Consider the following 9,322-nt stretch of genomic DNA (forward strand, 5'->3'; position numbering starts at 1 on the left):
GCTGCCCGGCCAGGGGGTGTACTACAACCCGCCGATGGTCGACAACGGCAAGAATGTGAAATACCAGGGCTACACCACCGACATCATCGGTGATCTCACGCTCGACTGGCTCAAGCAGCGCGACAAAACCAAGCCCTTCATGATGATGTGCCAGCACAAGGCTCCGCACCGCGAGTGGGAGCCGCCAGTCCGTTACCTCGACTTTGACAAGGGCCGCGTGTACGAAGAGCCCGAGACGCTGTTCGACAGCTACTCCGGCCGCAGCAAGGCGGTGAGCGATCACGACATGGGTATCGACCGCACCATGACGGATCGTGACGTGAAACTCGTGACACCCGGCAATTTGACCGAAGAACAGAAGAAAGCCTGGGACGCCTATTACGAGCCGCGCAATGCCAAGTATCGGGAGGCAGCACCCGCAGGCCGCGATCTCGTGAAATGGCGCTACCAGCGCTACATGCACGACTACCTCGCCTGCGTGAAAGCGGTGGACGACAACGTGGGTCGTGTGCTCGACTACCTCGATAAAGAAGGGCTCACGAAAGACACCGTGGTCATGCTCAGCAGCGACCAAGGATTCTACCTCGGCGAGCACGGCTGGTTCGACAAACGCTGGATCTTTGAGGAATCCCTGCGCACGCCGTTTCTTGTACGCTGGCCCGGCGTGATCAAGCCCGGCAGCACGAGCAGCAAAATCGTGAGCCTCATCGATTTCGCCAGCACCTTCCTCGACATCGCCCAGTGCCCGAATCTGCCGGATGTGCATGGCCGCAGCCTCGTGCCATTGTTCAAAGGCGAAACGCCCGCCGACTGGCGCAAATCGCTCTACTACCACTACTACGAGTATCCGGTGCCGCACCGTGTGCGACCGCACTACGGCGTCATCACGGACCGCTACAAGCTCATCCATTACTACAAGCCGGACGTCGATGACTGGGAACTGATGGACCGCGAAAAGGACCCGCTCGAGACCAAGAGCTTCTACGACGACCCGGCCTACGCCGACACCGTGAAGGAACTCAAAGCCGAAATCATCCGCCTGCAGACCGAGGTGAAGGAAACAATGCCCCCGCCGCGCTTTGCCTTCGGCAACAAAGCCTTCGATGGCGAGGTCAATCCACCTGAGCAACCCAAAGGCAAGGGGGCGGGCAAAAAGAAGGCAGGCGGGAAGAAGGCGGAGTGATCCGAATGGAGTGGGGATTATCTTGATCCCCGTTTGAAAGGGAGGGAGCGAAGCTGAGCATTGAGGGATCAGGATGATCCCTCTCCTGCCAGACGGCAGGGCCTGCTATTCCTCTGCGAGCGCCTTTCACCGCCACATCGTCTTGCTCACATACCATTCCACAATCGGCGGGCCGTAGAAGACCCAGAGTGCGGCGCCTAGGGCGAGGTAGGGGCCGAAGGGGATCTTGGCGCTCCATTCGGCCTTGCCGAGAATGCGGGGCACAATGGCAGACAGGGTGCCGATGACCGATGCGGCAAAAATGGTGAAAAGCACCGCCTGCCAGCCGCAGAAGGAGCCGATCATCATGAGAAAGAGCACATCGCCAAAGCCCATGGCCTCGCGTGGAATCACCACCTGAGACACCGTGCCATGCAGTGTCTTCACGCCTTCCAGCGGAAACTCCTCCCCAGCGCCATCGGACTTCACGAGCAGTTTCTCCATCCACATCACTGCGGTGACGTTCTGCCAGGTGCGGTCATTGACCTTCAGATCGTCACAGGTGATCACCATGTGGTCGGAGTCACGCATGCCGAAAATGTCCCCCCACTCCATTTTTTTGCGTCCGATGGACACTACTGGTGGCTGCTCTTCATCTTCCTGAACGACGCTCCATTTCACGGATCCATCCAGCCACTCGCAGCCCATGAGTTTCCCCATCAGCTTGCACATTCCCGGCGAGGCTGATTTCAGGAAGGCGGGCTTTTGCCGGTGGTTCACTTTGCCAAAGGCCAGCTTGCCCAGTTCCACCACGATCCACAGACCACCGAGGCCAAGGGCGGCGCTTGCCAGGGAGATGAGCAGGCCCCGAGTATGGGTGGTTTCCGCCACCAGAGCGGGCACCCACCAGGAGGCCAGCACCCCGACCACCGTGCCACCGATGGTGATCCGATGCGGCAGGATGAAGTGGTCGATGTCGATGAACGTGCCCGAGATCAGCAGACTCATGAACACCCACAGGCAGAGCACGTGCGGTCCCCAGGCTTTGATCATGAACCAGGGATTGCCGCCCGCCGCATACTCCCCGCTGATCTTCAGAAAGACCAAGTAGAATGCCACGCCGGTCAGCAACTCCACCAGGAAGTAGCGGATGGAAATCTTGCCCCCGCAATTCGCGCATTTTCCACGCAGCAGCAGCCAGCTCAGCAGCGGGATGTTCTGCCACATCGGGATCTTGTATTTGCAGGAGGGGCAGAAACTGCGCCGGGGATTGTTCACCGAAATATCCAGCGGCAGGCGGTAGATGACCACATTGAGGAAGGAGCCGATCCCCGCCCCCATGTAGAAGGCCAGAATGTGCAGCAGGGTGTTGAGAATTTGAAAGCGCATGAATGTGGGCTGAAGTTTGCAAACTTGGCCTGCCGTGCGTGAATACGGAAGCAAAAACTAAGCATGACTTCAGATTCCTGGCGCAGCCTGCGCCTCATTTTCTTCGGCTTCGCCGCCCTCAGCTCCTGTGCCAGTCCGCAGCAGGGGCACGGCACGCTGTATGCGAGCAGCACCCTTGATGCTAGCCGCCCCCTTAATTCCAGCCGCACCCTTGAACTGGCGCGTGAGCGCGGCCTCGTGGATGTGCGCAAAGTGATTCCGGGCATCACCATCGATCTGCGCTACGCCACTGCGGATAACATCACCGGTCACTCCATCTACCCGCCCCACATGCCCTGCCTGCTACGGACGGAAACGGCGGAAAAGCTGAAGCGGGCCCAGGCGATCCTGCAAGCTCAGGGTTACGGCCTGCGCATCTGGGATGCGTATCGACCGCCGGAGGCGCAGGAGACGCTGCACAAAGCAGGCGGCAGCACGGGCATGTTTCTCTCCCCGAATGCGGGATGGAGCCGCCACTGCGGAGGCATTGCGGTCGATCTCACACTGGTCGATGCGCAAGGCAACCAACAGCGAATGCCCACCGGATTTGACCAGGACTTCGCTCATGCCGGCATCAACTACCGTGGGAGCGATCCCGTGGTGGCGCAGAACCTCCGAATTCTCCAGGCCGCCATGAAGCAGGCCGGCTTCATCCAGTTGGAGTCTGAGTGGTGGCACTTCGATGACGCAGAATACCTCAACAATCCCCAGCCCATCGTCTACGGCTGGCGGATCGCCCTTCCCGGGATGTCACCACCGTGAGCATTCGTAATAACGCCACCTTCACCGTCATCGATGAGACGGACGGCTACATCGTGGTCAACAAGCCCGCGCCGCTGCAAATCCATCCGGGAGATCCCAAGGGCCCGCCCACGCTCTGGCATCGCGTGTGCGACCTGCTTTCGTATGAAATTGCGAATGGCGGGCAGGTGTCCATCATCAACCGGCTTGACCGCGAAACGAGCGGCGTGGTGCTCATTGCCAAGAATCACGAACTCGCCCGTCTCTTCGGCATGGCGATGCAGGAGCGCAAGATTCACAAAACCTACGTGGCCCTCGTGCATGGCTGGCCGGAGTGGGAGGAACTGACGCTGGATGCGCCGATCTTGAATGCACGCGACGTGCAGCCCTTTGACATCTGGGTGAAACAAATCGTCCACCCGCAAGGCGCCGAATGTCGCACCGCCTTCCGCACCTTGCAGCGGTTTGAACGTGAGGGTACGAAGTTCGCCTTGATCGAAGCGAAACCCGAAACCGGGCGCATGCACCAGATCCGTGTGCATCTGCACCATCTGGGCCTGCCCATCGTCGGAGACAAATTGTATGGCCGCGATGACCGCTGCTACCTGGAGTTCATCGAGACCGGGTGGACGGAGGCGCTCGAGTCCCGGCTTATTTTGCCACGGCAGGCCCTGCATTCCTCGCGGCTGGAACTCAATCTCGAAGGATTCCCATCTGGATGGGATGCACCGCTGCCCCCGGAGTTTGCGCTCTGAAGTACGATTGGGACTTATGCCCAGCGGCGCACGCGGCTGTCGAGCTGGAAGACCTGGCCGCTCACGTTTTCCAAGCTGTGCAGGAAGACGATGAAGCGCGCCACGTCCTGTGCGGTATTGAGTCGGCCCAGGGTGTGCTGGTTCATCAAGCTCTCGCGCCAGGCGGCATCCTCCAGCAGATGGCGCGTCATCTTGGTTTCCAGAAAGCCGGGCAGCACGCAGTTCGCGCGGATGTTTCGTGCACCGTATTCTTTGGCGATGCTTTGCGTGAAGCCAATCAGTCCCGCCTTGGCCGCAGCGTAATTCGCCTGCCCTGCCGGACCGCTCAGCGCTGAGTAGGAGCCGATGTTCACGAGGTGGCCATGGCGCTGCTTGGACATCAGCTTCACCGCCGACTGGGAGACGAGAAACGCGCCCTTCAGATTAACGTCGATGACGTGATCAAACTCCGCCTCGGTCATCTTGGCCAGGGAGACATCCCGACAGACGCCGGCGTTATTGATGAGGAGATCAAGGCCCGGCAATGAAGCGAAGTATCTGCGCACGGAATCGGAGCTAGTGACGTCCAATTCCTCACGCCCGGGAGTGAGGACGGCGTAACCTGCACTCTGAAGTTCTGCGGCAATGACTTGTGCCAAGTCCCCTGCACCGCCGGTGATGACGGCGGAGAGGGATGGGCTTGGATTTTGGGAAGACATGCAGAGCCAGATTTAGCTGGTAAAAGATTGGGGGTAAAAGATTTCCAGATTCTGAGTCTGAATTTTTTACCCCCTCATATTTCACCATGCCTTCTGGCGGTTCACGCAAGCGTGAAGGCCGGCAGTTTCACAATCTTGCCACCGGCCAGCGCGGACTCATGGGCGCAGAGGCCCACGCAGGTCCAGTTGGCGGATTGGGCCGCGTTCGGGAAAGGCTGGCGCTTTTCAGCGAGGGCATTGGCGAACTCGTTGGCGAGGTGCGGATGGCTGCCGCCGTGGCCACTGCCTTGCGTGAAGCTGAGATGCGTCTTCTTGCCAAGATCATAGACGCCCTTCGTGGTGAAGCGCTGGATCGGCTTCGGCAGGCGTTTGGCGAAGTCGGGAGTCTTGATCAGTTTCGGGATCTTGTGCTCGGGCAGTTTGGCGCGGTGCAGGATGAGCGGCTCATGCTCGATGAGCGGCCATTCGATGGAGGCCTTGTCGCCATAGACGTCGATGCTTTCGCGGTACTGGCGGGCGGTGTCAAACAGGCTGCGGATGATGCGGGCGCTGACATCGGTACCTTTGAATTTGATGTGCGCGGTCTCGACGGCGAAGGGGGAGCCGTAGCACTTTTGCAGTTCTTTGCGCACGGTGCCTGAGCCGAAGCAGCTCACGTATTCGGCAGGCTTGCCGATCATGCCAGCCACTGGGCCGACGCAATGCGTGGCATACCACATCGGCGGCAGGCCGGGCCAGTAGTTCGGCCAGCCGTCCATGTCCTGCTGGTGGGAGGCCTGCACAAACTGCAGCTTGCCCAGCTTGCCCTGATCGAGCTGTTCCTTCATGAACAGATACTCGCGGGCATAGACGACGGTCTCCATCATCATGTACTTGAGGCCGGTCTTCTTGACGAGATCGCAGATCTTTTTGCAGTCTTCGATGCTGGTGGCCATCGGCACCGTGCAGGCGACGTGTTTGCCCGCTTTGAGCGCCTCGATGCTCATCCAGCCGTGATCTGGAATCGGCGAGTTGATGTGGACGGCGTCGATGTTCGGGTCCTTGAGCATCGCCTTGAAATCCGTATAGCGCACGTCCACGCCGAAGGCATCGCCGATGGTCTTGAGTTTCTTCTCATCGCGCTGGCAGATGGCGTAGCAGGTGGTCAGCGGGTGGCGCTGCCAGATGGGGATGAATTCCGCCCCGAAACCGAGGCCAACGACGGCGATATTGAGCTTTTTGTCTGACATGATGATTGGAAGGATGACGCCGCTCTTATAGGCGGGAACGGCGGGACATGGGAAGGACAAAGTTTGGGGGAAATCGGACGGGGAAGGCGAAGTTTCAGGTTTCAGGTTCAAAGTTTCAAGTTAGGGAAGAGCACCGCATGCTGACCTCCGACTTCGACTACCACCTGCCGCCTGAACTCATCGCCAGTGAACCGCTGGCGGATCGTTCGGCGTCGCGGATGATGGTGCTGCATCGCAAAGAAGGCAGGATTGAGCACCGGACGTTCCGGGAGGTCGGCGAGTTCATCTCGCGCGAAGCTGGAGACATGCTGGTGCTGAATGACACGCGCGTGGTTCCGGCGCGCTACTTCACCAATCATGGCCACGAGGTGCTGCGTCTCAACCCGCTGACGCCCACGCGCTGGCGCTGCATGGTGAAGCCGGGGAAGAAATTTCGGCTCGGCCATACGGTGCAGATTGGTGAAGCCACGGGGACCGTGGTGGAGATCATGGAGGACAATGGCGACCGCATCATCGAGTTCGACCGCGTTGTAGATGAATCCAAGCACGGCCACCTAGCCCTGCCCCACTACATGGGCCGCGATGATCAGCCTGCCGACCGCGAGCGTTATCAGACGGTGTTCGCCCGCAGCGAAGGCTCCATCGCAGCACCCACGGCGGGGCTGCACTTCACCCCGGATGTCCTGAATCCCTTGCCCCACACGTTTGTGACGCTGCACGTCGGCGTCGGCACGTTTCAGCCGGTGAAGGTGGAGAACATCGCCGATCACAAGATGCACTCCGAGGTCTACGAAGTCTCAGCGGCCACAGCCGAAGCAGTACAAACAGCCAAGCGGGTGATCCCCGTCGGCACCACCGCGCTGCGTACGCTGGAGACCGTGGCGCGCGATCATGGGAAAGTCATCGCCACCCAAGGCAGCACAGACATCTTCATTCATCCCGGCTTTGAGTTTCGCGTGGCGGGTGGCCTGCTGACGAATTTTCATCTGCCCAAGTCCACGCTCATCATGCTGGTGAGCGCGTTCGCAGGCAAAGAGCTGGTCATGCAGGCGTATGAGGAGGCGATTCGTGAACGCTATCGCTTCTTCAGCTACGGGGACTGCATGCTGATTGTGTGAGGCAGCGCGAAGCAAAGTTGTCCAGTTGCGCCGCAACTGGGCTGATTTCTACATCCCGGCTTCTTCGTTCTCGACATTCAGCAATCGCTGCAAACTGAAGAACCTCTCGTCATACCCTTCCTCCCAAGGAAAAACTCCACTTTTGTCAGGCCAAACGAGCTGCAAGGCGGGAAATGGCTGCTTCAAACTCCGATAGAACCAGATCGCATACCCGAGATAATCCTTGTACTGAGAAACAGAGATGGGCAAGAAACTGCACTCAAAACCTTCAATCAATTCATCCGTCTTTTCATAATCACCAAATATCTTGCCTCCCGCGATGCGTGTGGCTGCCAGGTTAAGCACTCTATGCCCCACATCAGGAGGAAGTCCCATAACCAAAATTTCGGGATGCCCAAAAGTGTAATACAAACCGACGGAATAACAGAACTGAGGGCATTTCTCGCCCTCAAGGATTCTCAGGACGTGCAGGCCTTCATTTTGCACATCAGCCAGCAGCTTGCGATCTGATTCATCCTCTGCTTTCGGCAGTTGGAAATTTGAGATCATACAAGGCATCGAGAATCCTCCAATTGCGGCGCAACTGGGCTACTTTCACATCCCAGCCTTCGCAATCTTCTCGCAGTTCTGCACATCCAGCTTCCCCGAAGCAAGGACAGGGATGTCACTCACGCGGATCATCTTTTTCGGAATCCAGAGAGGCGGCATGCCTTTGTCGAGGAGGCGGTAGCGGAGGTCGAGGATCTCCTGGTGCTCGGGGCCGCCGGGCATGCAGGTGAGGAGGATGAGGGCCTCGCCTTTGTCGATGTCAGGGACGCCGACGACGGCGATCTTGCGCACGGTTTCGTTTTCGAGTCCCATGGCTTTCACCAGGGCTTCTTCGACGGTTTCATGCGGCACCATCTCACCGGCGATCTTGGAGAAGCGGCTGAGGCGGCCCTCGATGTAGAGGAAGCCGTCGAGGTCGACGCGACCGATGTCACCGGTGCGGAACCAGCCGTCCTTCAGCACTTCGGCGGTGCGTTTCGGATCGTTGAGATAGCCTTCAAAGACGTTCGGGCCCTTAAACCAAATCATGCCGCTCTGATGCAGCGGGATGGGCTCGTCGGTGTCCGGATTGGTGATGCGGACCGCCATGCCGGGCACGACGTGGCCGACGGACCCTTGACGATGGCTGGGCAGCCAGCAGTAGCCGCTTTCTTCATCGCCGAGCGATTCGGGGTCAGGCAGGTTCAAGTTCGAAGCCGGGGAGGTTTCGGTGAGGCCGTAGCCTTCGAGCACACGTTTGCCAAAGCGGGTTTCAAACGCGTCCGCCACCGTGCTGGGAAGTTTTTCTGCGCCGGTGACGCAGTATTTGATGGAGGCCAAAGACTCACGATTCACGCCGCGCAGGTAGCTGCGCAGGAAGGTCGGCGTGGAGATCATCAGCGTGATGCGATATTTCTCGATGAGCTGCGCGAGCTTCTTCACCTCCAGCGGAGACGGATAAGTCACAAGATGCAGCCCGTAGATGATCGGAAACCACAGGGTGACGGTGCAGCCGAAGCTGTGGAAGAGCGGCAGGCAGCCGAGGATGCTGTCGTTGCTCTGCATGCCGAGACGGCTGCCAAACTGCATGACGTTGGCGACCAGATTGCGGTGCGTGAGCGCGACGCCCTTGGGCTCGCCGGAGCTGCCGCTGGTGAAGAGCAGCAGCGCCTCTTTGCGCCCGCCCTTCTTCGAAATGCCCAGCATGGCAGCCAGAATGGCGGCGGGCAGGATCTTGCTAAGCACCAGCCATTTGGCGATGGCGAGCTTCATCTTCGGCAGGATGCGCTCGATGAGGATGAGCTGCTTGCTCGGCGGCCAGGGGAAGCTCTGCATCTTGCGCACAAAGATGTCAGCAGTCAGGAAGCGGTCGATCTCCCCACGGCGGATGGAGCTTTCAATGGCGGCGCGTCCGGCGGTGAAGTTGAGGTTCACCGGAATCTTCCCGGCCATGACGACGGCCACATTGCAGATGAGACCGCCCAAACCCGGCGGCAGGATGATGCCGACGCGTGCCTTTTTGGTCTCCTTCTTCACGACCTCTGACAGCGCAAGTGCCGTGGCAAAAACCTTGTCAAATCGCAGGATCTTGTCGTCCTTGCCATCCACCACGCTGTTGCGGGTGCCATGTTTTTTAAAGCCCAGGATCAAGGCATAGCCGAGG

General features: G+C 59.3%; 9 protein-coding genes. 4 read left to right on the forward strand and 5 right to left on the reverse strand.

Annotation, left to right across the window (positions count from 1 at the left end; translation table 11 throughout):
* A partial coding sequence (locus tag ACIREA_RS19250) for a sulfatase/phosphatase domain-containing protein (protein WP_397383960.1) occupies positions 1-1,183 on the forward strand: 1,183 nt, incomplete at its 5' end.
* 126 nt (positions 1,184-1,309) lie between these two features.
* On the opposite strand, the gene ACIREA_RS19255 is transcribed toward ACIREA_RS19250, so the two are convergent.
* Positions 1,310-2,551, reverse strand: a complete 1,242-nt coding sequence (locus ACIREA_RS19255; RefSeq protein WP_397383961.1) for a prepilin peptidase — start codon at positions 2,549-2,551, stop codon at positions 1,310-1,312.
* Positions 2,552-2,614: 63 nt separating this feature from the next.
* Between ACIREA_RS19255 and ACIREA_RS19260 the strand changes: the two genes are divergently transcribed.
* Positions 2,615-3,352: a M15 family metallopeptidase gene (locus ACIREA_RS19260; RefSeq protein WP_397383962.1), complete on the forward strand. Its 738-nt coding sequence runs from the start codon at positions 2,615-2,617 to the stop codon at positions 3,350-3,352.
* Complete coding sequence (locus ACIREA_RS19265; protein WP_397383963.1) at positions 3,349-4,086, forward strand: RluA family pseudouridine synthase; 738 nt, start codon at positions 3,349-3,351, stop codon at positions 4,084-4,086. Before ACIREA_RS19260 ends, ACIREA_RS19265 begins: the two co-directional genes overlap by 4 nt.
* 14 nt (positions 4,087-4,100) lie before the next feature.
* On the opposite strand, the gene ACIREA_RS19270 is transcribed toward ACIREA_RS19265, so the two are convergent.
* Both ACIREA_RS19270 and ACIREA_RS19275 read right to left on the reverse strand, forming a co-directional pair.
* The gene (locus ACIREA_RS19270; RefSeq protein WP_397383964.1) at positions 4,101-4,784 is read right to left on the reverse strand and encodes an SDR family oxidoreductase; all 684 of its coding nucleotides are present in this window, start codon (positions 4,782-4,784) and stop codon (positions 4,101-4,103) included.
* Positions 4,785-4,885: 101 nt separating this feature from the next.
* On the reverse strand, positions 4,886-6,013 hold the full coding sequence (locus ACIREA_RS19275) for a Gfo/Idh/MocA family protein (protein WP_397383965.1): 1,128 nt from the start codon (positions 6,011-6,013) through the stop codon (positions 4,886-4,888).
* 137 nt (positions 6,014-6,150) lie between these two features.
* On the opposite strand from ACIREA_RS19275, the gene queA reads away from it, so the two are divergent.
* Entirely contained in the window at positions 6,151-7,131 is a 981-nt protein-coding gene (gene queA, locus ACIREA_RS19280; protein ID WP_397383966.1) for a tRNA preQ1(34) S-adenosylmethionine ribosyltransferase-isomerase QueA, read from the forward strand.
* Between the two features lie 48 nt (positions 7,132-7,179).
* Here queA and ACIREA_RS19285 read toward each other — a convergent pair whose 3' ends face one another.
* Together ACIREA_RS19285 and ACIREA_RS19290 are read right to left on the reverse strand one after the other, a co-directional pair.
* Complete coding sequence (locus ACIREA_RS19285) at positions 7,180-7,680, reverse strand: DUF4262 domain-containing protein (RefSeq protein ID WP_397383967.1); 501 nt, start codon at positions 7,678-7,680, stop codon at positions 7,180-7,182.
* 45 nt (positions 7,681-7,725) lie between these two features.
* Positions 7,726-9,322: AMP-binding protein (locus ACIREA_RS19290; RefSeq protein WP_397383968.1), on the reverse strand; the 1,597-nt coding region annotated here is incomplete at its 5' end.

The organism is Prosthecobacter sp. (assembly GCF_044373815.1).
GTDB lineage: Bacteria > Verrucomicrobiota > Verrucomicrobiia > Verrucomicrobiales > Verrucomicrobiaceae > Prosthecobacter.

Excerpts from the sequence above, each read along its gene's own strand:
- ACIREA_RS19255 (WP_397383961.1), bottom strand. The coding sequence starts at position 2,551 with ATGCGCTTTCAAATTCTCAACACCCTGCTGCACATTCTGGCCTTCTAC.
- ACIREA_RS19260 (WP_397383962.1), top strand. The coding sequence starts at position 2,615 with ATGACTTCAGATTCCTGGCGCAGCCTGCGCCTCATTTTCTTCGGCTTC.
- ACIREA_RS19270 (WP_397383964.1), bottom strand. The coding sequence starts at position 4,784 with ATGTCTTCCCAAAATCCAAGCCCATCCCTCTCCGCCGTCATCACCGGC.
- ACIREA_RS19275 (WP_397383965.1), bottom strand. The coding sequence starts at position 6,013 with ATGTCAGACAAAAAGCTCAATATCGCCGTCGTTGGCCTCGGTTTCGGG.
- queA (WP_397383966.1), top strand. The coding sequence starts at position 6,151 with ATGCTGACCTCCGACTTCGACTACCACCTGCCGCCTGAACTCATCGCC.
- ACIREA_RS19285 (WP_397383967.1), bottom strand. The coding sequence starts at position 7,680 with ATGATCTCAAATTTCCAACTGCCGAAAGCAGAGGATGAATCAGATCGC.